The sequence below is a fragment of the Candidatus Tisiphia endosymbiont of Metellina segmentata genome (assembly GCF_964030715.1).
GTDB lineage: Bacteria > Pseudomonadota > Alphaproteobacteria > Rickettsiales > Rickettsiaceae > Tisiphia.
The window spans coordinates 981,007-1,004,744 of record NZ_OZ034919.1; the positions used below are offsets into that span (position 1 = coordinate 981,007).

General features: G+C 30.8%; 23 protein-coding genes and 1 pseudogene. 11 read left to right on the forward strand and 13 right to left on the reverse strand.

All coding sequences use genetic code 11. The annotated features are described in order from the left end of the window. Positions 1 to 4 precede the first annotated feature (4 nt). The 3 genes from waaA to AAHM80_RS05030 are packed head-to-tail and all read right to left on the reverse strand — an operon-like array spanning position 5 to position 3,131. The gene (gene waaA, locus AAHM80_RS05020) at positions 5 to 1,291 is read right to left on the reverse strand and encodes a lipid IV(A) 3-deoxy-D-manno-octulosonic acid transferase (protein WP_342259466.1); all 1,287 of its coding nucleotides are present in this window, start codon (positions 1,289 to 1,291) and stop codon (positions 5 to 7) included. Positions 1,292 to 1,299: 8 nt separating this feature from the next. Further along, positions 1,300 to 1,878 carry a lysophospholipid acyltransferase family protein gene (locus AAHM80_RS05025; RefSeq protein WP_342260430.1) on the reverse strand — a complete coding sequence of 193 codons (579 nt, stop codon included), beginning with the start codon at positions 1,876 to 1,878 and terminating at the stop codon, positions 1,300 to 1,302. Between the two features lie 50 nt (positions 1,879 to 1,928). Further along, positions 1,929 to 3,131: a pyridoxal phosphate-dependent aminotransferase gene (locus AAHM80_RS05030; protein WP_342259467.1), complete on the reverse strand. Its 1,203-nt coding sequence runs from the start codon at positions 3,129 to 3,131 to the stop codon at positions 1,929 to 1,931. Between the two features lie 242 nt (positions 3,132 to 3,373). Here AAHM80_RS05030 and AAHM80_RS05035 point away from each other — a divergent pair, with 242 nt between their 5' ends. The 8 genes from AAHM80_RS05035 (at position 3,374) to AAHM80_RS05070 (ending at position 10,829) form a co-directional block, all read left to right on the forward strand. Then, the gene (locus AAHM80_RS05035) at positions 3,374 to 4,396 is read left to right on the forward strand and encodes an SAM-dependent methyltransferase (RefSeq protein WP_342259468.1); all 1,023 of its coding nucleotides are present in this window, start codon (positions 3,374 to 3,376) and stop codon (positions 4,394 to 4,396) included. A gap of 7 nt (positions 4,397 to 4,403) precedes the next feature. Then, the gene (locus AAHM80_RS05040) at positions 4,404 to 5,159 is read left to right on the forward strand and encodes a VacJ family lipoprotein (RefSeq protein WP_342259469.1); all 756 of its coding nucleotides are present in this window, start codon (positions 4,404 to 4,406) and stop codon (positions 5,157 to 5,159) included. A 12-nt stretch (positions 5,160 to 5,171) separates the two neighbouring features. Beyond that, on the forward strand, positions 5,172 to 5,753 hold the full coding sequence (locus AAHM80_RS05045) for a phospholipid-binding protein MlaC (protein WP_342259470.1): 582 nt from the start codon (positions 5,172 to 5,174) through the stop codon (positions 5,751 to 5,753). A 144-nt stretch (positions 5,754 to 5,897) separates the two neighbouring features. Next, a complete protein-coding gene (locus AAHM80_RS05050) occupies positions 5,898 to 6,797 on the forward strand; it encodes a ribose-phosphate diphosphokinase (RefSeq protein WP_342259471.1) in 900 nt (299 codons plus the stop codon). A 14-nt stretch (positions 6,798 to 6,811) separates the two neighbouring features. Then, a complete protein-coding gene (locus AAHM80_RS05055; protein ID WP_341752140.1) occupies positions 6,812 to 7,912 on the forward strand; it encodes an alanine racemase in 1,101 nt (366 codons plus the stop codon). Next, complete coding sequence (locus AAHM80_RS05060; RefSeq protein ID WP_342259472.1) at positions 7,902 to 8,681, forward strand: ABC transporter permease; 780 nt, start codon at positions 7,902 to 7,904, stop codon at positions 8,679 to 8,681. Before AAHM80_RS05055 ends, AAHM80_RS05060 begins: the two co-directional genes overlap by 11 nt. Before the next feature lie 16 nt (positions 8,682 to 8,697). After that, complete coding sequence (locus AAHM80_RS05065; protein ID WP_342259473.1) at positions 8,698 to 9,456, forward strand: ABC transporter ATP-binding protein; 759 nt, start codon at positions 8,698 to 8,700, stop codon at positions 9,454 to 9,456. Positions 9,457 to 9,911: 455 nt separating this feature from the next. After that, positions 9,912 to 10,829, forward strand: a complete 918-nt coding sequence (locus tag AAHM80_RS05070; RefSeq protein ID WP_342259474.1) for an Rpn family recombination-promoting nuclease/putative transposase — start codon at positions 9,912 to 9,914, stop codon at positions 10,827 to 10,829. Here AAHM80_RS05070 and AAHM80_RS05075 read toward each other — a convergent pair. Beyond that, a pseudogene (locus AAHM80_RS05075) lies at positions 10,818 to 12,539 on the reverse strand (M24 family metallopeptidase). The gene AAHM80_RS05070 and the pseudogene AAHM80_RS05075 overlap by 12 nt on opposite strands. 24 nt (positions 12,540 to 12,563) lie before the next feature. Further along, complete coding sequence (locus AAHM80_RS05080) at positions 12,564 to 13,232, reverse strand: helix-turn-helix transcriptional regulator (RefSeq protein ID WP_342259475.1); 669 nt, start codon at positions 13,230 to 13,232, stop codon at positions 12,564 to 12,566. Between the two features lie 385 nt (positions 13,233 to 13,617). Here AAHM80_RS05080 and AAHM80_RS05085 point away from each other — a divergent pair, with 385 nt between their 5' ends. Beyond that, complete coding sequence (locus tag AAHM80_RS05085; RefSeq protein ID WP_341747284.1) at positions 13,618 to 13,845, forward strand: hypothetical protein; 228 nt, start codon at positions 13,618 to 13,620, stop codon at positions 13,843 to 13,845. A 38-nt stretch (positions 13,846 to 13,883) separates the two neighbouring features. On the opposite strand, the gene AAHM80_RS05090 is transcribed toward AAHM80_RS05085, so the two are convergent. The 8 genes from AAHM80_RS05090 to AAHM80_RS05125 all read right to left on the reverse strand — a co-directional run bounded on the left by AAHM80_RS05090 (position 13,884) and on the right by AAHM80_RS05125 (position 21,049). Further along, the gene (locus tag AAHM80_RS05090) at positions 13,884 to 14,819 is read right to left on the reverse strand and encodes a lipid A biosynthesis lauroyl acyltransferase (RefSeq protein WP_342259476.1); all 936 of its coding nucleotides are present in this window, start codon (positions 14,817 to 14,819) and stop codon (positions 13,884 to 13,886) included. Continuing rightward, positions 14,803 to 15,912, reverse strand: coding sequence for a tetraacyldisaccharide 4'-kinase (lpxK, locus tag AAHM80_RS05095; protein ID WP_342259477.1), 1,110 nt, complete (start codon positions 15,910 to 15,912; stop codon positions 14,803 to 14,805). Before lpxK ends, AAHM80_RS05090 begins: the two co-directional genes overlap by 17 nt. Before the next feature lie 4 nt (positions 15,913 to 15,916). After that, on the reverse strand, positions 15,917 to 16,234 hold the full coding sequence (locus tag AAHM80_RS05100; protein WP_341755091.1) for a multidrug efflux SMR transporter: 318 nt from the start codon (positions 16,232 to 16,234) through the stop codon (positions 15,917 to 15,919). A 4-nt stretch (positions 16,235 to 16,238) separates the two neighbouring features. After that, entirely contained in the window at positions 16,239 to 17,264 is a 1,026-nt protein-coding gene (locus tag AAHM80_RS05105; RefSeq protein WP_342259478.1) for an RP853 family protein, read from the reverse strand. 14 nt (positions 17,265 to 17,278) lie between these two features. After that, on the reverse strand, positions 17,279 to 17,827 hold the full coding sequence (locus tag AAHM80_RS05110) for a hypothetical protein (protein WP_342259479.1): 549 nt from the start codon (positions 17,825 to 17,827) through the stop codon (positions 17,279 to 17,281). Between the two features lie 42 nt (positions 17,828 to 17,869). Continuing rightward, a complete protein-coding gene (locus tag AAHM80_RS05115; protein WP_342259480.1) occupies positions 17,870 to 18,766 on the reverse strand; it encodes a hypothetical protein in 897 nt (298 codons plus the stop codon). Positions 18,767 to 18,832: 66 nt separating this feature from the next. Next, positions 18,833 to 19,474, reverse strand: a complete 642-nt coding sequence (locus AAHM80_RS05120) for a hypothetical protein (protein ID WP_341755088.1) — start codon at positions 19,472 to 19,474, stop codon at positions 18,833 to 18,835. Between the two features lie 3 nt (positions 19,475 to 19,477). Continuing rightward, positions 19,478 to 21,049 (reverse strand): hypothetical protein, encoded by a 1,572-nt coding sequence (locus tag AAHM80_RS05125; RefSeq protein ID WP_342259481.1) that lies wholly within the window; start codon positions 21,047 to 21,049, stop codon positions 19,478 to 19,480. 416 nt (positions 21,050 to 21,465) lie between these two features. Between AAHM80_RS05125 and AAHM80_RS05130 the strand changes: the two genes are divergently transcribed. Beyond that, positions 21,466 to 22,203, forward strand: coding sequence for a hypothetical protein (locus AAHM80_RS05130; RefSeq protein ID WP_342259482.1), 738 nt, complete (start codon positions 21,466 to 21,468; stop codon positions 22,201 to 22,203). A 321-nt stretch (positions 22,204 to 22,524) separates the two neighbouring features. Further along, positions 22,525 to 23,724 carry a pyridoxal phosphate-dependent aminotransferase gene (locus AAHM80_RS05135; RefSeq protein ID WP_342259483.1) on the forward strand — a complete coding sequence of 400 codons (1,200 nt, stop codon included), beginning with the start codon at positions 22,525 to 22,527 and terminating at the stop codon, positions 23,722 to 23,724. Positions 23,725 to 23,738: the final 14 nt, after the last annotated feature.

Sequence of the window (23,738 nt, forward strand, 5' to 3'; positions counted from 1 at the left end):
AACACTAATTTCCCACTAAGTGTTTTTCTATAATATTTAAATAATTACCTAAAATTTGTTGGTTTTTATTGACAAATTCCAAAGCATTAGCCTGATAAACTTTAGCTTCCTGAGTACCAGTCTCAGATAGAAGATACTCAATTTTATTCAGCAAATCGTTTTCATCTCGAATTTGAGTAGCAGCTTTATTAGTAAGCATTTCATTAGCAATATTAGCAGAATTACTCATATCTGGTCCAAATATAATATAATTGGCAAAATATGCTGGCTCAAGTACGTTATGTCCACCTTGTTTAAATGAACCGCCAACAAATGAGATATACGCTATGCTAAAAAATAATCCTAGTTCTCCAAATTTATCAACGATGTAAAGATCATCAGTTAGAATAGGTATATTTTGTTCGGACTTGATACTATAAGTTAAATTTAATTGAGTACACGCTTTTCCTATATCATTCTTACGCTCAGGATGGCGTGGAATTAGAATAAAATAGCAATCTGGGTGTCGTTGTTTTATTGGTTTTATAATATTAAGTACTACTACCTCATCGTCTAGGTGGGTGCTAGCAAATACAATAACTCTTTTACCACTCATATGTTGTGTTAAAATTGTTAACTCTTGTTCATGTACAGGTAATTTTTTGTTGGCAAATTTAATGTTACCTAAATTAACTATATTTGTCACACCAAGTTGCGTAAATTTCTGGAAATCACGGTTACTTTGCACGATAATCTTACTAAAGTTAGTGGTAACTAACCTAAAAAATGAACTTATTTTTTTCCACGATTCAAATGATTTATCAGAAATACGTGCATTCAATAATAATAGTTCACAATGTTTTGCCCCTTCACTAATGAGACATGGCCATAACTCTGATTCAACAAAAATTCCTAGGTTTGGTTGCCAATTTCTAAAAAACTTTTTAACAAAAATAATATTGTCTATAGGAATGAATTGATGAATGGCATTTTGCGGTAGTTTTTGTTGTAATATTTTTCCAGAAGATCTAGTTCCCGAAGTAACCAAAAACTTTAAGGAGGTTTTTGGCATAGTTCTTTTTAACCAAAGATTATTAATATTTTCAACTAAGGTAAAAGCTATAATAGATTCCCCTACACTGGCTGTATGTATCCAAACTAAAGTTTCATTTCGTTTAGTATGTGTATGCCCAATAGCAAAACGTTCACCAATATTTTTTATCTCTTCTTTACCAACAATAACTCTTAATACTAATAAAAAAAAATACACTGGAAGAAGTAGAAAACTTAAGATATGGTATAAATAGATCATAGATAGATTTACTTCAACCCTGTTAATGCTTGTGCTAAATTAATATTGTCTTGGTTTTCATTTCCTACAAAAGCTAGTGGTAAGCCTATAAAAGTTGTTATTTTACCAAAAGGTAGAGGCATAATCAGTTTATCCCAACTTTTGAGTAAAAAATATCTAGAAGCACTACAAGAAACTGGTATCAATTTTATATTATATTTTTGAGCAATTTTGTTAATATTACTATTTATTTTATAAATAGGTCCACGTGGACCATCTGGTGTGATCACTATATTACTACCGTTATGTAACTTTTTGACAATTGTTTTTAAAGCTGCTACGGAATTTTTATTAGTCGAACCATTTATTACCCCAAAGCCAAACTTATTGACAATATTACCAATTATTTTACCATCCGAATGAGGAGAAATAAGTGCATAAATATCTTTATGACCAGCAAATATTCCTGGACCGAAAGCAAGTCTGTTATGCCAAAAGGCAAAAATCACCCCTTTTTGTGCCAAAAATTCTTGCTTATTGTAATTATCTGAAAAAACAAATTGCCAGCGACAGGTAAAATAAACCACTCTCAAATAAGTATACAGCATCTTAGTAACTACACTAAGTACAAAATTGTTTTTTTTAAGGATTTTTTTTATCACGTTAATTGATTACAAGCATTCTTTATACGCGAGCATGCTTGCTCCAAATTTTCTATCGAAGTTGCGTATGAAATTCTAAAATAACCTTCTAGACCAAATGCAATACCAGGAATAACCGCAACGTTACATTCTTCAAGCAGATATTCTCCAAAATCGTTACTATTTTTGATAATTTTACTAGTAGGCGTTTTCAAACCAAATAATTCATTACATTTAGGAAATAGATAAAATGCTCCTGCTGGTTTATCGCAACTAATACCCTTAGTATCACTTAGAATTGATAAGGTTAGGTCACGTTTTTTTTGAAAGTTTTTTGCATTAGGTCTAATAAAATCTTGAGTGCCAGTTAAAGCTTCAATAGCTGCCATTTGGCTTATAGAGCAGGGGTTAGAAGTACTTTGTGACTGAATAATAGTCATTGCCTTAATTAATGATTTAGGACCAGCCCCATATCCTATACGCCATCCTGTCATAGAATAAGCTTTTGATACACCATTTATCGTAAATATTCGATCTTTTAAATCCGGTGCTACTTGGGTAAAAGTATAAAATTTAAAATCATCAAAAATAATATGCTCGTAAATATCATCTGACATAACATTTACATTGGGATATTTGCGTAGTAACTCAGCAATATCTGCTAACTCTTGGTAAGAGTATGCAGTCCCTGTTGGATTACTTGGTGAATTAATAATTAACCATTTAGTTTTTTGGGTAATTACTTGTTCTAGAGCTTCAACGGTAAGTTTAAAATTGTTGTCAATGCCACAATTAACAAATACTGGAATCCCTTCAGCTAACATTACCATATCTGGATATGAGACCCAGTAAGGACTGGGAATAATTACTTCGTCCCCTTGGTTAAGGGAAGCCATAAATAAATTATAGATTACTTGTTTACCACCGCTTGACACGATTATTTCATCTAGATCATAATCTAAATTATTTTCATACTTGAATTTAGTCTGTACTGCTTGTTTTAGCTCCAAAATGCCATCAACATTAGTATATTTTGTGAAACCATCTCGCAGTGCTTTAATTGCAGCCTCTTTGATATTATTGGGTGTGTCAAAGTCAGGTTCACCAGCCCCAAGAGAGATTATATCTCTACCTAGCTTTTTTAGTTCAAATGTTTTTTTTACTAAAGCTAAAGTTGGAGATGGTTTTATTAGATCTAAGCGTTTAGCAATAAGTGGCATGATTCTATAAAACCTTATAATTATTTTCGTATTACGCGAATTTTGGATAAGAATTTGTTAATTCTTATCCAAAATTGGGGTGTATTATACTATAATTGTTAAAAAAAACAATTCTTGAAAGCAGAATTTAGTACAATATGATTTATTTTATATAATTTATTACTATTAAGTATTAGTGTCATTTGATATATATGTTATCATATGATGAATATATGTTTAAAAAATCAAATTTATAGCAATTTATGTTCGGCAGCAAAATTATTCGTAACAGTTACGGCTCAATAAAAGACAAAATAAAATTATACTATAATTATAGTAAGAATTTCCCATCTTGGTATAGGGAGAAAATCTTTACATCTATCAATTATTTTGTCGATGTAAAATATAAGGTAACACACTTAAAAGAAACTAATTTTAATCTTGGTATAGAACATTTGTATAAAAATAACTTAAATGACGCTATACTAAGGCTTAAATTGGTTGATAAAATTCTTTCTCCTAACGACCATCAAGCTAATTATTGGCTTGGTTGGACATATTTCTTAAAAAATAACTATGAAAAAGCTTTGTATCATCTACAAAGAGCTTTTGAAGCTGATCAAATAAAGTTAGCATCTTTTATACAAAATTATAATAATTTGTCAGAGATTCCACCGCAAATTTGGCATCAATATAAAAATCTTACCGCTGAATATTATGGCAATAAATTTCGTAGTAATAATAAACTATACCTACCTTACAGTTTTGTAAGTACAACTATGAATAACATAACAGACTTACCTGATAATTACCATATTTTGGAGTTAGGTAGTAATATAGGCTTAGTGGGTTATGAAGTGACAAAGCGTTTTCCTGATGGCTTTACTTTTACCGGTGTTGAAAATTCAGAAATTATGAATAAGCTTGTTACCGTATATGGCAATATTTATGAACAGTTATTAGAAATTTCAATATCGGATTTTATTAAACACGACTCTAATAAATATGATGTAGTACTGAGTTTTAACTCTCTTGCGTTTACTAAAAACCTATTAGATTACTTTAATTCTATTTATTCTATAGTTAATGTATTAGGATATTTTGCATTTTGTTTACCAATAGATAACGTCACAAACCTTTCATTAAAGAGAAAAGAATTTATTTTTACTATAGCAGATATTAAGAAAGCTTTAGGTCAAACTAAGTTTACCATATTAAATAGTGAAGAATTAGCTCTAGAAAAAAATGATAAATACTATATGGTGATTTGTAAGAAAAACCATTAATGATGCCATGAAGCAATTTATATTACTGTTGTTAGTTAATTTTTCTACTATAACTGCAATAGCGAGTACTCAAAATACTCAAGATGATGAAGATTTTAGGTATGTTTATAATGAAGGTAAGGGATGTACTCAAGTCTATGACCCTTATGAGAAACTAAATCGTAAATTTTTTGCCTTTAATTCTGTTTTAGACTATCTATTCTTACGCCCTATTAGTATAGGCTATAAACGAATTAGTAATAATTATACTAGGGCTAGAGTGAGCAGTTTTCTAGATAATATTAGTGTGCCTTTGACTGCCGTCAATTATGGCCTACAGATGAATTATGACCAAACTATGAAAAGCTTATGGAGATTTTTAATCAATGCTACGTTTGGTATAGGTGGGTTATTTGATGTAGCAGATAAAATTGGATTGAGAGTTACCAAACAAACTTTGGGTAGTACTTTTGCCCACTATGGAGTTGGTCCTGGACCATATTTAGTCATACCATTTTTTGGTAGTACTAATGCAAGAGATAGTACAGATGCTATATTTACAAATAGTTACTTAAATCCTATAATGTACGCGGTACATAGAGATTTTGAAATCATAGTTTCTAGTGTACAAGTTATAGATACTAGGTTAGGATTATTACCGTTTACTGACTATATAGGATGTAGTTCTACTGACCCTTACATAGCTGTAAGATCAGCTACGCATCAAAATCGTGAATCGGTAATTGTCTATCCTAATCAATTTAAATGCCCTAAACCTAATTAAGAGTAGTTACTTATGAAAAAAATTATTGTTTGCTTAATTTTAAGTTGTCTATCTTTGTCAGCCTATTCTGCTACTGATGACAAAATGGTGGTTGATAATTATGTTAATCAGCTAATAAGAGATGGGCTAGATGTATGTAATGATGAGAGTTTAGATCAAGATGCCAAAATAGCTAAAACTAAAAAGCTAATTTTAGCTAACTTAGATCTGAATTGGATGGCTAAATTCACCCTTGGTGTTTATAGAAGAACTCTAACTCCTGAACAAATTAAACAATTCACAGAAATTTACAGTAATTATGTAAGCAAGGCCTATGCTGATTTAGTAAAGAATTACCAAGGTCAAGAACCTAAAGTCCAACAAGTACGTGTTCTTGATGAAGGAGAGTTTATGGTAGAAATGTTAATAGGAACTGCTAAAGTAAATTACTTAGTACGTCAAGTAAAGGGTACAAGCGATAAAACTAATTTAAAAGTCTCAGATGTTATTACAGAAGGTGTTAGTCTTATCAATTCTCAACAGTCAGAGTTCATGAATATTCTCAGTAATAGTGGTTTTGATAAGTTAATAGATGAATTGGGAAAGAGGTCATAAAACCTACGAAGATTGATATACTACTCGTAAATGAAGAGTTAATAATTTTTTCTGCTATTGAATAAAAATATTTTTCATAAAACACTTAGTGCAAATTATAATTATTATATACTACAAAAACTTAAACCAATTATTATAATTAGCATGAAAATTCTTGCAGGTCTTAGTCATAAAAAATTAGCTAGATATTTAGCTGAGGAACTAAATTGTCAATATGTGGAAACTTATATTACAGCTTTCGATGATACTGAAACAAGGGTACAAATCCTTGAAGATATGCATAAGTGTGATGTTGTTATAGTACAATCTACTTCTAGACCAGCCAATAACCACTTGATGGAACTTTTATTATTAGTTGATACGGTAAAAAGAGCAGGAGCTTCACAAGTAACTGCGGTTATACCGTATTTTGGTTACAGCCGCCAAGATCGTAGATATTGTAGTTTTACTCCAGTATCGAGCCGCCTTGTAGCGAGTATGTTGGAAGTTGCTGGTGTTAATCATGTAATAACTGTCGATTTGCATTCACAGCAATTAGAGGGTTTTTTTAAAATTCCAATACAAAATCTTGATCCAATAAGTTTATTTGCTCCGATTATTGAAACTTATAATAATTCTATTATTGTATCTCCAGATGTTGGTGGTTTTGTACGTGTACGTGATGTGAATAGGCTTTTTAACATGAATATAGCTGTTATTAATAAAAGTAGAGAGGTCAAGAGGTCTACTGATAAATGCCAAATGTCAGAAATAATAGGTAACGTTTCCGGCAAGCATTGTGTATTAATTGATGATATTGTTGATAGTGGCGAAACCCTGTGCAAGGGAGCTAAGCTATTAATGGAAGTAGGAGCTTTATCTGTCAATGCTTTTATAACTCACCCAGTGCTTTCTAGCATGTCCAAAGAAAATATTCAGAATTCTGATATAATGAACGTATATATAACTGATACAATAGAAACTACTGATTTACCATCTAAGTTCCATGTAATATCAGTTGCTCCAATTATTATAGCAGCATTACAAAAATCTACAAAATCATGAGAATTTAAGACTTTATGCATACTGATAGATGTACACTTGAAATAGACTTAGCAAAAATTCGTGCTAATTATCGTATTATTTCTAAAATTTGTAAAACTTCAGAGATTGCCTCCGTGGTAAAGGCTAACAGCTATGGACTTGGTGCTGATGCTATCGCACCAGCCTTACAGATGGAGAATTGTCAGAGTTTTTTTGTAACCTCAGTTGATGAAGGAATATCATTACGTAAAGTATTGGGGCAAAAATCTAATATTTTTGTGTTTAATGGTGTATTTAGCAATGACGTTGAGGAATTTAGAAATAGTAATTTAATTCCTGTGCTTAATAGTTTAAAACAAGTTGAAATTTGGCAAGAGTTTGCCTCTCTTAAAAAAGAAGTATTACCTTGTACAATCCATGTTGATACTGGTATGAATCGCTTAGGAATGATTGACACAGAAATGCAACATATAATAGACAAACCTGATCTATTAGTTGGTCTTGAATTGCAGTATATTATAAGTCATTTATCTGCATCTGAAATAGTTGATGATCCTTATAATTTACAACAATTAAAAAAGTTTAAGCATTATTTAAAATATTTCCCAAAAGTCAAAGCTAGTCTAGCTAACTCTAGTAGTATATTTCTAGGGAAAGAATATCATTTTGACTTAATACGCCCTGGTGCTGCATTGTATGGTATTAATCCTTTGGGTAATACATTTAAAAATCCAATGCATAATCCGATAAGACTGACTGCTCCAATAATACAATTGCAAGAATTACCACCGGAAAGTTACATTGGTTACAATATGACCTTTAAAACAAATAGTAATAGACTAATTGCTACCTTGCCTCTTGGTTATGCTGATGGCTATCCCCGGGCTTTTAGTAATTGTGGGGTAGTAGTTATTGATTCCCATTCAGCTCCTGTAGTTGGCAGGGTATCAATGGATTCAATTACTGTTGATGTTACTGAACTACCACCAAACAAAATTTTTCTAGGACAACAAGCTGAAATTATAGGGAATTATTGTACTTTAGATAAAATAGCGAATATAATAAATACCATTGGTTATGAAATTCTCACTCTACTAGGCAGCAGATATAAGAGAGTATACAAAAATGATTCTTGATACCGTTAATTTATTAGGTAAACATACTATTGGTTTTGCAAGGACTATAGGGGCTTTTTCTCTATTTACTATTGCGGGAGTCACTAGTATTTTTAAAAAACCTTTATACTACAACTTAGTGTTAAAGCAGTTATTGTCTATAGGTTTTTATTCCCTACCAGTTGTAGCTATGACTACCTTTTTTTCCGGTGCTGTGCTGGCATTACAAAGTTATACAGGTTTTTCTCGTTTCTCGGCTGAAAGTTCAATAGCTACGGTGGTAGTCCTTTCAATAACTAGAGAGCTTGGACCAGTTCTTGCTGGTCTTATGGTTGCTGGTAGGGTTGGTGCATCAATTGCTGCTGAAATAGCTACTATGAGGGTGACTGAACAAATAGATGCACTTTATACTTTGTCGACTGATCCCATAAAATATTTAGTTTTTCCAAGAGTACTAGCCGCAGTTATTACATTACCATGTTTAGTATTAATAGGTGATATATTAGGAGTAATGGGTGGTTATTTGGTAAGTGTTTATAAGCTTGATTTTAATAGTTTTAATTATATAACGAATAGCTTTAAGTTTTTAGAACCAATAGATATCATTTCTGGTTTGGTAAAAGCAGCAGTGTTTGGTTTTATTATCTCAATAGTAAGTTGTTATAGTGGTTATTATTCAGGTACAGGAGCAAAAGGAGTTGGGACGAGTACAACTTCCGCGGTAGTAAATTCTTCAGTTCTTATTCTAATCAGTAATTACTTGATAACAGAGTTGTTTTTTAAAGTATAAGACTCGAGAATAGATTATGGATGAATCAAAAATAAAAATACGTTCATTATATAAATCTTTCGGCGATCATAAGGTACTTGATAGTATAGACTTAGATATAAAACGGAATAGTTCAATAGTAATTCTTGGGGGATCAGGAACTGGTAAATCAGTGTTAATAAAGACTATAGTTGGTTTAATTCAGCCTGATGAGGGTAGTATAGTTATTGATGAAGTGGAAACTGTAAATATTTCAAGTAAAGATAGATTTAAAATGATGGAAACCATGGGGTTTCTATTTCAGGGGGGAGCTCTTTTTGATTCTTTAACTATTCAAGATAATATTACATTCTTTACTGAAAAACTGTATAAATTATCTCCAAAAAATAAAGAAGAGTTAGCTGCATCTAAACTTAATTCTGTAGGTTTGTCTAAAAAAATACTGGGTCTTTATCCATCTGAGCTTTCCGGAGGTATGCAAAAGCGAGTATCTTTAGCTAGGGCTATTTGTGGCGATCCGTTGATTCTTTTCCTTGATGAACCAACTACCGGTCTTGACCCTATAATGGCTAATGTCATCAATGAATTAATAATTAAAGTTCAAGAAGAGCTAAAGGCTACTACCATCACCATAACTCATGATATGAATAGTGCTTATATGATAGCTAAAGAGGTTGCTATGATTTATAAAGGGAAGATTTTATGGTTTGGTAAAAAAGATGAAATAAAAAATAGTGATAATCCTTACTTGCAACAGTTTGTTAATGGTTTAACTACTGGACCAATTGAGATTTAGTATGGTGTATTCAATAATAAAAAGTCAACTAAATCTACAAAATTAAATAACAACCTCCATAGAACCTAATGAGTTTCTTAACCAAGTTTTTTGAAAATTGAAAAAATGTTATAATTATTTCAATCTTAGGTACAATTTTTAATTGACTAGCTAATGTATAAGTTGTAAAATATGTCTTTTAAGTAGCTTCTTGGTATACTGCTCGTAAATGAAGAGTTGGTAGACGATAGTATAACTTCAAGAAGAGCTAGACAGTAGCAAAGTCGAGCAGCGTAGCGTACATGAGTAACGGAGCAGCGGATATCTTTAGACATGACGACGCCAATTCTTGAAGTTCACCGAGTATACAAGCATTATTTATCGATAGCTTAAAAAAATTATCGTATATTACTTAGTGCTTGAGAATTTTTTTGCTATACTACCAATGAGTATCATATATATTTAAGTTATTTATTATGGCTATTTCCCGTTTTCTTGATCCAAAAAATGATTTTTGCTTTAAGCAAATCTTTGGTACAGAGAAAAATAAAGATATATTAATTCACTTCCTTAATGATATTTTGGGATATCAGGGAAAAGATCAAATTATTGAGGTTAGTTTTCTTAAAACCATCCAAGACCCTGCTATTGCAGCATATCGGCAATCTATAGTAGATGTTTTGTGTAAAGACCAAAATGGCACGCAAGTAATTGTTGAAATGCAGGTTGGCGAACATAAGGGATTTGAGAAAAGAGCTCAATTTTATGCGGCTAAAGCCTATTCACAGCAAATACTTAAAGAAGATGAAAATCATAAAAAATTAGCAGTATATGCTAAGCTTAAAGGGGTAATATTTTTGGCTATTGCTGATTTTATCATGTTTCCTGACAAGAAAGATTGGAAATCAACCCATAGATTGTTAGATTCCAAAAGTTATGAGCATGATCTTAAGGATTTTTACTTCATCTTTGCTGAACTAAAAAAATTCCATAAAACCATTGATCAGTTAGAGAATATTGAAGAAAAATGGATGTATTTCTTTAAACATGCCCATCATAGTACTTTAGTAGAAATGGAGCATTTAATTGGTCACGATATTATCATTAAAAGAGCTTTCCAAGCAATAGATCAAGCCTCTTGGACGGAAGAAGAGTTAAATACCTATGATCATATAACCAAAACTCAACTAGATAATCTAGCGGTAGAGCAGTTCAAAATCGAACAAGCTGAAAAAGCTGCTGAAACTAGAGGTGAAGCTAGAGGCGAGGCTAGAGGCGAAAAGAAAAAAGCTATAGCTATAGCTAAAATTTTACTTAAAGAAAATATGACGTCTGAGTATATAGCCAAGATTACCGGTTTGAGTATTGAAGAAATCAACAAGCTAGAAAAGTAATTGATTACTTAACCATTTCTGTCCTCTAATTGAAAGTAGAGGATAAACTTGTTGTTTAATTTTTTGATAGTATTGTTTTATATAATTTATCTCATCTGCATTTAGTATTCTGCGATCTATTAAATCTTTTGCATAAGGAACAAGGGTGAGAGTATCAAACTCTAGATAATTTTCATCCTGTGAAGCATTTTTGACATACATCAGATTTTCTATTCTAATACCAAATTCGTTTGTTTTATAATAACCTGGCTCGTTGGATACAATCATACTAGGTTCTAGAATAATGTTACTGCGTAAACTAATATTTTATGGTCCTTCATGAACACTTAAGAAGCTACCAACACCATGACCTGTACCATGTGGGTAATCTTGTCCATCTCTCCATAAAAACTGCCTAGCTAGCACATCTAAATTACCTCCAGTAATAAGATTAACTGGAAACTTAATCATCGACAAAGCAATATGCCCCTTAAGAACTTGAGTATAACGTAATTTTTGTTCTTTGCTAGGGGATTACCCACCTATAGCAAAAGTCCTAGTTACATCAGTAGTACAACCTTTATATTGCCCACCAGAATCAATTAATAATATGCCTTTACCTAAGATTTTCTTTGCCCCTGTGCTTGTTGCTCGGTAATGAATTATAGCACTATTTTCCTTAAAGCCACATATAGTCGGGAAGCTATCCATAACATATTGATCTTGCTTAAATCTAAACTCTGTTAATATTACTCCTAAATCATATTCAGTTTGATCTTGCAAATTTGGTAGTTCGAATAAATATGCAAAGAATTCGCATAGTGCTACCGCATCCTTAATATGGGAATTAATTGCATGGTTAATTTCAATATCGTTTTTACGGGCTTTAGCTAATTGACAAGGATCATTTATTTTTTCTATTATCTTAGTGCTTAGCAAATCTATGATATAATTGGAAGTGAAGTTTTCGTCAATTAGGACTTTATTAGCTTGACTCAATATATCAGCAAATTGTGCAGAAGGTAATATAGTTACATGAGGACGAGCAAGTATAATATCTTGGTCTACCCTATTTGGATTAATAAATAAATATAGTTGGTTCTTAGTGATTAGGACTATACCAAGCATCAATGGTGAATATGGAATGTCACTTGCTCTGAGATTTAATAACCAGCATATTGAATCTGCTGCAGTAACAATCATGGTATCTGCAGAATATTTAGTGAGTAGATTACGACACATGGTAATTTTATCACTATACGATTGACCAGCAAACTTATCATCATAAATATATATTTTTGATGATGGCTCAGCTGGTCTATTACGCCAAATTTGATCTACTAAATTATTAGATACTTTATGTAAACGAGGCTTTATTTTAGAAAATATTTTTAACTTAACATTAGTGAAGAGTTTCGCATCATATCCTAATATACCATCATTACCTAAATAATCATCCCAAGGGAAATAGGGTAAATCTTTAATATCAAAAATTTTTGGATCTAGTTCACACTTACTTTGTTCTAGATAACGACCATCTGTGAAAAATATAACATTATTTTTGCAGATCACCACAATACCATTTGACCCACTAAAGTTAGTCATATATTGCAGTCGTTTAGCACTTTCATGAACATACTCGCTAAGATATTGATCATTAGACGGTACTATATAGGCATCTATTTTATACTTAGCGAAAAGACCCCTAATATTGCTAATACGTTCTTGCATTAAATTATCATCGAAAGAGATTTATCACCCTCTACTCCTATTAGGCGATTTCTTAATTAAAGAACTCACATGGCTGGGAGCAACATTATCTGTAGTCAGAGCTTTAGGTGATATATCACTTGCAATAGATTTCCCAATCAGTTGAGCAGCTTTTAGAACTTCAGGACTCAATGTTTTTAAGCTATCTAAAGATCTGTCTACCTGCTTCTCTCTTCCAAGCTGCAAAGTTCTACCTAGCATTTCATCAATAGAGCAGTCAAAATAATCAGCAATAGCTATAACTGATCCAGTACTTAGCATTTTTTGCTTATTATCATCTTCTCTTAAAAAAGCTCGAATGCTGTCTGGACTATCACTAACTTCTACTCCTAATTCGTATTGAGTCATTTGGTTTTTATTCATCTTTTCGGTGATAAAACTCTTCAAATTAGCACTTAATGCTTCTGGAGATAGTTGCATATATTCTTGTTTTTCTTGAAGCCCAAATCTCTTTCTAACTAGGACTTCATCAACAGAGCAGTCAAAATAATTTGCAAGTTTGATTATGTTTTTTATTTCAGGACGTCGATTACTCAACATCCCTCTCATAGTAGTCGTAGGAATGCCCGCAAGTCCAGCAAGATCACTCGCCTTCAGTTGTTTTTCTTCCATTTTATCCCGAAGGAATTCTTTTATATTTTCAATCCAGCCCATTGTAAATATTTTTTTTATAAAATTGATCCGTGAAAAACGGTTTTTTCTTGACAACAAAAAATTGTCACAGTAAAGTTGTTTATCTTACTAAATGAACCAAGGAATTATTTAGTAAGATAAACTTTAAAAACTAAAACTATTCAGTACATAAATTCAACTACTACAAATATAGGTAAGTTGAATAAAAACGAAATAATACTAAATGTTAGTTAAGCACAAAACCTCAATCATAAAAGGAAATGCCTTATGAATATATACAATATTTGCTCAGTAATCAAATTTATTCTTGCTTATTTAGCAACTTTCTTTTTAAAAATGCAACCTCAACTACCCTATCTAATAATGAATAGAAATATTTTGCCTACAATCATAGTAAGAGGGTTTTATGCAAAATGATTTTAATGATAAAGATCTAAAACAACTATATAGCAAGATTATGACTATATCAGGTTACATAGTTGCCATGAGATCAGAGTGTATAAGAGAAGCTAAAAAAACTGAAGATGCTCTAAAAATCCTAATCAAGCGTACATATGACATTAGAGGTGGGCTTTGGATATGTTTGATTACTATATGGTTTTTAGCCATACTTTTTTTGCAAAAAAACTTTTAGCCAGTACTTATTAAATTTACATTTTCGGCTACATGTTATTATTTGCAGATTTTGTCATTTGGGGCATAGTTATTCTTCTTCCATCTATTATGAAACCAAAACCATTGGCCTGGATTTTCTTTAACCCAATTACCTAAAATTTGGTTAATGGTAAACATTATATTATAACAATCTGTTTTACTATTATTAGTTTTTTGTAATTGTATTGGTGGATGGATAATAGCTTTAAAATAACTGTTATTACTATTAGTGCGAACCACTTGTAATGGTATAATCGGGTAGCCGAATTGCAAGGCAATTTTAGCAATTGCGTGAGCAGTCATGGCCGGTCGGTCTAAAAATGGTACTTCAATGCCATTATTCATTTTTTGATCTACAAGCATGCCAATTGCGTATCCTGATTTGATTGCAGATATGAGATCTCTTGCACCCTTTTCTCCTTTTGGAATTAGCTTTATATCACTAGTTTTACGCCTATCATTAATCAGCTTATCAATATAAGGATTATTTAATTTACGATAGATAATAGCAAATTTAGGATAAAATTTATTTATAATTTTAAGTGCAAAATCCCAATTAGCAAAATGTCCTGTAAATAATACGAAAGGTTGCTGTGATTTCTGAAATTCTATTATATTATCAAGTCCGATTATTTCTACCCTTCTAGATAATTCTTCCTCTGACATATTATTAACATATGGAAATTCTCCTATAAAACTGCTAAAATTATCCCATACTTGATCAATGGTTACTTGAGTCTCCATGCTTAGACCATTTGTCTGATTCTTGCCAAAAATATTTTGAATATTTTCTTTTGCAATTTTATTGACTGGCAATAGAGGACCTATTTTCCTTGCTATATACCGACAAATTTGTACAGATTTGTCGATACCAAATGTTCCTAATATCTTTAGTACTATTAAAACGAAAAAATACTCAAGCAAATACTTAATATTTTTAAAGAATTTTTTCATATATTAAATCTGCTAATAATTTTTGATTATTTAGTAATAAATGTACATCACAACATATTACTGACAAGTCAGTATCACATATTTTTACGTAATCTTTTCTAGTTGTTATTAGAAGAGAATTAGATTTTTCTGATTGTTCTTTTAAATAGTCTAAATCTTCTTCACGATATTGATGATGGTCCGGAAAAATTTTATTACCTACTAACTGCAATCCATAATTTTCTAATGTAGAAAAAAACCGTTCAGGATTACCTATACCACTAAAGGCAAAATATCTCTTTGTTTTATCTATGTCTATAGTTGGAACTATTTGGGCTTGAAAAAAGGGAAGCTCCTTATGTAAGAGAAAAGGAGCAACATTAGACTTCTTGCAGAATTCTACTTCTGTTGGTAATTTATACGTCGATCCGGTACTCAAATCCTCACGTACACTAGAGTACGCTGCGGTTTTCCGTTCCGTGTCTCCTATAAATTCCTCAACAGCAGCGAATTCTGCAAGAAGTCTATTACTCGAACCGACAAGAATGACTATATCCGTTTTTTCAATAGCTTGTTTAGGATACTCACGCAAAGGACCGGCTGGAATTAACAATTCGTTGCCAAATAACCTGTCAGCATCAACTGACAGAATAACAATATCCTTATAAAAATTAGGATTCTGCATTGCATCATCTACTATAATCACCTTTGGCTTAATTCTCTGTATAAAAGGCAGTATATATTGAATTTTTTTGCTAGCTATGACTTTACCATATTTTAATAGCATTACTGCTTCATCTCCGACATCTAGTGCTGTATGATGTGGTTCAACTAACAACGCCGTTTTCAGTTTACTGCCATAACCTTTAGTAATAATTATAAAATCAATATTAATAGCCTTCAACATTTTCGCAAGGAAGATCACTATTTGAGTTTTACCAGTACCTCCAATGCTTATATTACCGACACAAATTACTTTACAAGGAAATATTATAGGACGTGCAATTATTTTTCTTAAATAACTAGCAAAAAGATATAACCAACTTAGTGGTAATAATAAATATGCTATAATGTTCTTGGTGTACCAAAATTTAGGATAAATAAGCCTGATCATAAGTTTAAGACAACTTAAGCCCTATCATAGAAATTACCATAGTCGTAATAAAGAAAACTCGCATGGCAGAGTATGGCTCGTTAAAACACACCATCCCTACTATTACTGTTCCTACAGCTCCGATACCAGTCCATATAAGATAAGCAGTACCAAGAGGAAGTTTATCTAGAGTTTTACTTAGACAAACAAAACTCAATATAGAAAAAATAATAAAAGCTATAATGGGTTTTACTTTGGTAAAACCCTCTGACAACTTCAGCGATATAGAGAAACCTACCTCAAATAATCCTGCAAATATAAGGAGAATCCAAGTTACTAGCATATTGTTACCTTTGTTTAATTTGTCCTGAAGATTTACTATTTTTGTTATTTTGTAAAGACTTTTTACTAGGTAAGTTAACCGATACCTGATCTTTTATTATATTTAATTTGTTAGATTTTAGATTGACTACCGACTTTATTTGACTATCTAATTTTTGCATGGATACATTATGCTCTACTACTCGCTGTTGAGACAAGAATTCCTTATTATTTTTCCATAAATTAGTTTTTAGAGCGGTAATTTTTTCTTCTTGCACACTCATGGATTTATCCTGACTCAGAATTACCCCGCCAATTTTTTCGCCGATTTTGGGAGCATATTCTATTGCTAGAATAGAAGCTGGTACTACCATAAAAGCAAATGTGGCACCAGCTGTTGCAACACTGATAGCCCCAACTGCTAGAACAGAAATAGCAGTTATAATTTTACTAGTTGCTTGTTTAAATATTTCAATTTTCTTATTATGTTTTACTGCAACATTTAATATTCTATTAATTTCTAATCTAGCATTAGTGCTGACCTCCTTTGGGTTTCGATATTTTTTTACCGCATGCATTACCGTTGTACAAAATATTTCTGGTTCAAGCTGTATAAAATTTGTTAATTCATAACTATTCCTTGCTGCCAGTAAATCTTTTAACACTTGTTTTATTACTTTTCTCTCTTCAGAATTTGCCTTACCAAAATTTGTACTTATTAGTGTATCAATTATTATATCTTCTGATTTGTTTAGAATATTATCTCCATCTTGATATTCTACTGCATCAGGCGAGATTGCTACTGAAAATAACATTAAAACTGTTGAAAAACTATCATCCGTAATAACTTTCTGACCGAGAAAAACTCTTAATTTACCAATACAATTACTTATATGGACATCAATCTCAGGTGTTGATTTAAGTCTAATTTCGTAATCAATAGCTATTATATTAGCAAGTGTTAAACATGCATGTTTTGTTATATTATTAAATAACTCTTCACTTATTCTTTTTTTACATATAGAAATGTTTATACTGCTAAAGATGTTCATTAGTCTTTGGCTCTTTATTTTTTAACATGAGAGTGTTTTTTTACAAATGAAGCTATCGTATCCTCAAAAAAAATAAATTTTTTATTTAGTAAGTCAATTTGCTTAGTTTTTTCATCTTCTGTTAAGAAAGAATATTTAATACTATTAGACACTATTTCTTTTAGCTTATCATAAGATGGTTTATAGCGAGTGACAAATTTTAAATATTCATCTGTTAAATTATTACATGACACCCCTGGATCATCAGTAGAAATTGCAATTGGTACTCCATACCGCATATAAAGTCTCACTGGATGATCATCACCTTGTACTCCTAACGCTTCATTACTAGTCAAATTAATTTCTACAAGTATATTTTTGTTTAATAATGTATTTATTAATTGGTAGGGGTTAGATTCGTACATAATATCGACACCATGTCCTATACGGTTTGCCTCTGCCACATTAACCGCATCATTAATATGATAACTCAATTCTTCAGGAGTAACTTGACCTAAAGTAATCTCTCCCGCGTGCAGCGACAATTTTACGTTAGGAAATCTTTGTTTTAAGAAACGAAACATTTTCATATGCAACTTATAATCACGTAAAGCAATAGGATGAGCCTAATTACCAACAATGTTAACTCCAACAAATTTGCTATTATTTTTGACCATTAAAAACGCTGAATATAATCCAGAAAATATCAGCGATGGGTTGTTGAAACGTACTACATATGGTTGAAATCGCATACTAAAATCATCATCATCAATATCTTTGGAGTTAGATACGATTTCACGTAAATTTTGAGCGATTTCATTTTGTATAATGCTATCTTTATCTAAAACATCAACAGCCTGGCTTAAAACGCTATTGGTAGTAGTATCATCTGTATTACTTGTTAGTTGGTTAATCTTATCAAGAGCAGGATTATCACTAGTTGGAGATGGGAATAATATAGTTTCAATATATTGGATATTTTCTGATTTAGCTCTTGCCTTTAACAAAGTCAAACTACTTTTAACATCTACCGCTTCTATTGGAGCTACATATCCAAAAACATTAAAGAAATGTTTTAATCCATCTTCTTGAGTACAGTTATGATCGTAAAAGAATCTACCATATGACCAGCGACTTAAAAGAGCGGTATATAGATCATAATTATCTTGGAGAGCAGTAATACTAAGGCATGTTTTATTTAGTTTATTTGGTTTATTTTTTTGCACGTGATAGCTATTTTTATCTATACAAAAACCAGCCTTATTAATAAGATCTAAATAATTTTCTGCATATATAGCTCCACTAAAATGATGATGAAGCTCCCCTCCTTTGGGTAATAAACTTAAAAACATATTAAGCTCTGCCATATCGTTACTGGATATCAAATTATGGTAATATTGACTAGTAGCGATATAATCTTTTGTTTCTTTTGATGAGGAGTTACTAGCCATCGTCACTTCTGCAATAAAAATAATATTTAAAATAATGATAACTCTTACTAACTTTTTTACAACAATATTCATATATTTCTCTAAGATTTATTAATAATTTTGTTATAAACAATATACGATAACTACTTGAGATTACAATTACTTATTTGCCGTTATTTCTCTTATACGCATGTTAAGTTTTGTAAATATCATATCAGGTGTTCTTTCTGTTGATAGTTTATAAACAACCTTAGGTTCTAATACATCTTCTTTCTTTATGTCTATAGATAGTACAATAGTATTCTCCGGCATACAAGAATAGATTTCTCTTATAATTGTCAAGAAAGTTGCAAAATCTTTAGTGGCAAATCTTATGTAAACATCATAATTCTTTATCCTTATAGTATCCTGCTTTGTTCCCACCATTGGGTTAATACCACTTAAGAATTCTTGTTTAATTGATATAGTAATAGGCTCATTTAAGTTGTATTTTTTTGAGAAACTATCAATTGTTGTTATTAACCTTGCTCGTTCTAAACAATTTTGTCTAGCAGAAATAGATAATAGTTTTGAATATCTTGCATAAGTTTCTAGTATTTTATGTTTGGAATTTATTATAGAATACAACTTTAACGTTTCTTGAGCTAGAGATTCTTCTATATTTTGATTCTTGGCAATTGATTCCATATAATCTTTATTAATACTTTGCAGCAACCATAAAATAGTAGAAATACACAGACAACACATAATAAACTTAAAGAATATAACATTTTTTAGATGAACAATAAAATTTTTAAGCATCTCTTATCCTTTTTTCTTAGTAATAATAACCTCAGCAGGTATTACTACTCTATTAGGTAACTCTAATATTTGATCAGTAAATATCATAAAATTAATATCCATATTGCTAAATATTTTACTAAAATTTGCAATTTCTTGTTTTAAGAGCTGAGTAGCATCTTCAACTAGCATATCACTAACGATAAATTTTAATAATATCTCGATTTTTATATACTGATTAGATGATAATAACGTATTATCTAGATCCGACCTTTGCCATTTAATCTCCTCTAGGTGCAGATTAGGTGGTAAATTTGTTAAAAACTTTTCTAACGAGTCAAATGGCGTTGGTACGGGGATTTGCAATAATGCTTCAAATACGTATAAATCAGCTAAATTAGTGGTATTTTGAATATATGGATAGGCTTGCTTAACATTATAATAATCTTGTTCAGCACTAAAATAGTGTGAATTTAAAAGATCCAATTTTCTGTAATTTGCTACGGTTTTAATTTTGATAGCACATGCAGCAAATATCAATACTATTATTATAGTGATAAATGGTTTGAAAATTAAAGAACTGATAATATTGAGTTTAGCTATGGATTCTAAATATTTGTTAGAGGCTAGAAAGCTTTTTTGTTCATTAAATAACTTGACAACCATTGCATCTGAAAATTTGCTATTATCACCTAATACACTGCTAGACTTACATATTACTGGATGTTCACCAAAACTGGATTGTTCTAATAACAACTTTAGACTTTGGTCTACTATAAGAATTATACAAACTTTAAGGGTTAAACTATCAATATAGCTTTTACAAGATATCAAACAATCTTCCACTTCTTGTTCAATTATACCTTGAATATATAAGGCTGACTTATCAGCTGGATAATCAAATGTTTGAATTGAGATTATATTACCTTGATGTTTAACAACAAGTTTAATACCGTTTGTACTTAAAATACATACAAAAATTTGTAAATATTCACTATACTTATTATTTTCAACATTTTTTACAATTTTATCTATAATTGTTTTCCATTCCAAAGCTAAAAAATAAATCCCACCAAACTTTTTCCTCTTACTTGCCAAAAGATTCTCAAGTAACTTACTTAAAGGTGGGGTATAAGGAGTAGATACCAGCAAGGTATTCCACACCTCACTATATTTGGTATTTATGTTATAGACATTGTAAGCAACTATATCATCTATAGAAAAATACTCCTCTATAAACTTTTCTACAGGATTGGTTTTTACTATTGAATGTAGTACAGGTACTATATCATGGCGTACTTCACATGCAGAACCGTTTAATAAGAAGAAAACGTAATAGTTTTTGAATTTACCAAAAAATTCTTTATAGGAGTCTAAATTATCTTGGTTTTCAGCAGGAACAAATAAAGTATCCACAATTTTATCGTGTATTAAAGCACAAAGAAATGTACCTTTATCGCCTATTAAAATAATAATATTTCTTTTATATAAAAAATATACAACCAATTTATGTAGTTTTTTTAGTAAAACTTGTAGTTTAGGTAGTTTGGATATGTTAATCATGTAACTAATACTTAGACTTAAATATTTAAACATAGACTATTATAACAGCAATTATCTTTCCACTAAGCGGATTTAGTATTTTTTTATGATTTATCTATAAAAAAATACTAAATCCTATTGAATAATTATAATATTATCCGTTTCAAACGGATAATGGCTATGTGAATGATATTAGGTGCAAAACCTTAAATTACTATTATTTTAAAATAAATTTTTATTTTTGTAATATTTTGTTGAACATTCTTAAATAATAAATATACTCTCCTTGAGTTAGGTTATTATAACGAATTATAAAGGACGATAACCTAATAAAATTCTAATGATCTTAATAATTGAAAAATGAGCATACAAAATATAGATACAGCTATATTAGGTAAGAATAGTATATTTTGTAGTATTACAAAATCAATTATTAGTAATATGTTGAACAAATTGAGGATTATATTATTATGGCTAAACAACAAAATTATTGGTTTACAAAACAGGATGTAGAGAATGCTTTGGTGATACTTACAGCTGTGCAAGCAAAAAACATTAAAGCTATATACACAATAATAGGTTTACCTAGTGCAATACAAGAGAAACTTATTGGTAAAACTAGTATAGACGCTGAAAAGATATTGACTACACAATTCCCAAAGTTAACAAAGAGTTATGCTAAAGATGAAAAAGAAATACCACATATAGACCCAAAGTCTCAAAAACTCAAACTAAACGCATTATGCACAAAATTAGCTGCAAAAAAACAAGAATTAGAACAAGTAAAAAAATGTCTAGATTTGATTCATGCCATTAATGATCCAAATGTATCTATTAAACAAATACTTAATATGAGCGACGTATCTTATCGTATAATAGACGAACTGAATTTAGACAATAAGTATACAACTATACCTACAGTTGTAAATGAATTGAATAACTTATTGTCTAAATTTGATGCTCCATCACTAGAAAATGATTCTGATTATGCATCTGGCGATGAGCTTCTTAGTAGATCAACTAGTGAAACACAACACACAGTGAAGTCTCTAAGTAATATAACAAATCCACAACATGACATATTGTTAAAGCTCAAAGAAGCAGCAAATGAATTCACTCTAAAGAAAGGACTCGACAACACTACACATACAAATAATCATATTGATGAAGTTATTAACACAGTAGGAGAACATCCTGATACGCATTAAACTATAGCTAGCACGGAAAGGTTAGTTACAGTAATGGAATAGAATCAATGTCATTCCCGCTTACGCGGTAATGACATCTTTTTTTCTCTTCATAATTTTTAAACTACCATGGCGGTTATATACTAAAAAAGTTGTTATTGCAGTAGACACCACACCCCAAATTCTCTATAATACTGCTCTCTTCAAGAATTTTACAATATTAAGAGCCTAAATTATACCCCAAATTTGAGATTGCTAAGTTTTAATAACTCTTGATTTGCAAGTATGTAGAGTCAGTATAATTCCCAATTGAAGAGGTGAATTTAATAAAGAGAGTTTAGTATGAATAAATTGTTGAATATAATTCACCCCCATCCTTCTAAAGACATATCAGATAAAATTGGGGGCAAGGAGAGTTATATCAATATGACAGTAGGCAATCCAAATTTCAACCTTCCTGAAAAACTTTTGAATAGTTTAAAGGCTACAATAGAAAGCAATGATAGTACCCTTAATAAATATGCAGATTCAAGAGGTTTTTACCCTTTACGTACCACAATTGCAGAAAGATACAAGATAAAATACAACATTAAGCTGCAACCAAATAACCAAATACTTGTTACTAACGGTTGTGCTGAAGCTATTTGGTTAACAATCTTTACTGCAACTAACATAGGAGATGAGGTAATAATTCCTGATCCATGTTATATGCTTTATGAACCTATTGTTATTTCATTAGGACGTTTACCTGTAAGAAGTGTTACTTCACATCTTAATAGATTTGAATTAGATGTTGACGATATTTTAAAGTGCATAACTCCTAAAACCAAATTAATCATCATTAATACTCCGTGTAATCCAACGGGTACAGTTTATACTTTAGAAACATTAAAAAAATTGTACCAAATTATAGTAGAAAAAGATATTTATCTTATGCAAGATGAAGTTTTTGATGATTTTATCTTTACAGGACAACCTCATATACCAATAATTAAATTTTGTGATAACATGCATAATTTAATTGTTGTAAACAGCTTTTCAAAAAGATTAGGCATTACTGGTTGGAGAGTAGGATGGCTAGTTGCATCAGAGAAGTTTACTGCACAAGCACTAAAGGCTCATACTTATAATTGTTTGGCTGTCAACACATTGATACAAACAGCACTAGTTGAGGTAATGAATGATCAAGAGGTAATAAATACGACCAAAAGTAATGTATCACTGTTAGAGAAAAAACTAACTCGCTTTTTCTCTTCACTGCAAGAAATTGATGGTTTTGAGCTTGATAAAGCTCCAAATTCAGGTATGTATTTATTTCCTAACATTAGTACGTTATACAAAAAAATCCCTAATAGCTATCAGAATAATTCTGTAAGTGAATCTGTTGCTAATTTTATTTTAGATAAAACTCGTGTTGCGGTTGTCCCTGGGACAGCCTTTGGTAAAGCCGGAGAGAATCATATAAGAATATCTATAACTGGCTCAGAAGAAAGTTTATTGGAAGCCATAGAAAGGCTTAATACGCAATTACAGTATGTCTAATTTTTAAGGATCAT

Coding starts and splice junctions, on each gene's coding strand:
- waaA (WP_342259466.1), bottom strand. CDS start 1,291: ATGATCTATTTATACCATATCTTAAGTTTTCTACTTCTTCCAGTGTAT.
- AAHM80_RS05025 (WP_342260430.1), bottom strand. CDS start 1,878: ATGCTGTATACTTATTTGAGAGTGGTTTATTTTACCTGTCGCTGGCAA.
- AAHM80_RS05030 (WP_342259467.1), bottom strand. CDS start 3,131: ATGCCACTTATTGCTAAACGCTTAGATCTAATAAAACCATCTCCAACT.
- AAHM80_RS05035 (WP_342259468.1), top strand. CDS start 3,374: ATGTTCGGCAGCAAAATTATTCGTAACAGTTACGGCTCAATAAAAGAC.
- AAHM80_RS05040 (WP_342259469.1), top strand. CDS start 4,404: ATGAAGCAATTTATATTACTGTTGTTAGTTAATTTTTCTACTATAACT.
- AAHM80_RS05045 (WP_342259470.1), top strand. CDS start 5,172: ATGAAAAAAATTATTGTTTGCTTAATTTTAAGTTGTCTATCTTTGTCA.
- AAHM80_RS05050 (WP_342259471.1), top strand. CDS start 5,898: ATGAAAATTCTTGCAGGTCTTAGTCATAAAAAATTAGCTAGATATTTA.
- AAHM80_RS05055 (WP_341752140.1), top strand. CDS start 6,812: ATGCATACTGATAGATGTACACTTGAAATAGACTTAGCAAAAATTCGT.
- AAHM80_RS05060 (WP_342259472.1), top strand. CDS start 7,902: ATGATTCTTGATACCGTTAATTTATTAGGTAAACATACTATTGGTTTT.
- AAHM80_RS05065 (WP_342259473.1), top strand. CDS start 8,698: ATGGATGAATCAAAAATAAAAATACGTTCATTATATAAATCTTTCGGC.
- AAHM80_RS05070 (WP_342259474.1), top strand. CDS start 9,912: ATGGCTATTTCCCGTTTTCTTGATCCAAAAAATGATTTTTGCTTTAAG.
- AAHM80_RS05080 (WP_342259475.1), bottom strand. CDS start 13,232: ATGGGCTGGATTGAAAATATAAAAGAATTCCTTCGGGATAAAATGGAA.
- AAHM80_RS05085 (WP_341747284.1), top strand. CDS start 13,618: ATGCAAAATGATTTTAATGATAAAGATCTAAAACAACTATATAGCAAG.
- AAHM80_RS05090 (WP_342259476.1), bottom strand. CDS start 14,819: ATGAAAAAATTCTTTAAAAATATTAAGTATTTGCTTGAGTATTTTTTC.
- lpxK (WP_342259477.1), bottom strand. CDS start 15,912: ATGATCAGGCTTATTTATCCTAAATTTTGGTACACCAAGAACATTATA.
- AAHM80_RS05100 (WP_341755091.1), bottom strand. CDS start 16,234: ATGCTAGTAACTTGGATTCTCCTTATATTTGCAGGATTATTTGAGGTA.
- AAHM80_RS05105 (WP_342259478.1), bottom strand. CDS start 17,264: ATGAACATCTTTAGCAGTATAAACATTTCTATATGTAAAAAAAGAATA.
- AAHM80_RS05110 (WP_342259479.1), bottom strand. CDS start 17,827: ATGTTTCGTTTCTTAAAACAAAGATTTCCTAACGTAAAATTGTCGCTG.
- AAHM80_RS05115 (WP_342259480.1), bottom strand. CDS start 18,766: ATGAATATTGTTGTAAAAAAGTTAGTAAGAGTTATCATTATTTTAAAT.
- AAHM80_RS05120 (WP_341755088.1), bottom strand. CDS start 19,474: ATGCTTAAAAATTTTATTGTTCATCTAAAAAATGTTATATTCTTTAAG.
- AAHM80_RS05125 (WP_342259481.1), bottom strand. CDS start 21,049: ATGTTTAAATATTTAAGTCTAAGTATTAGTTACATGATTAACATATCC.
- AAHM80_RS05130 (WP_342259482.1), top strand. CDS start 21,466: ATGGCTAAACAACAAAATTATTGGTTTACAAAACAGGATGTAGAGAAT.
- AAHM80_RS05135 (WP_342259483.1), top strand. CDS start 22,525: ATGAATAAATTGTTGAATATAATTCACCCCCATCCTTCTAAAGACATA.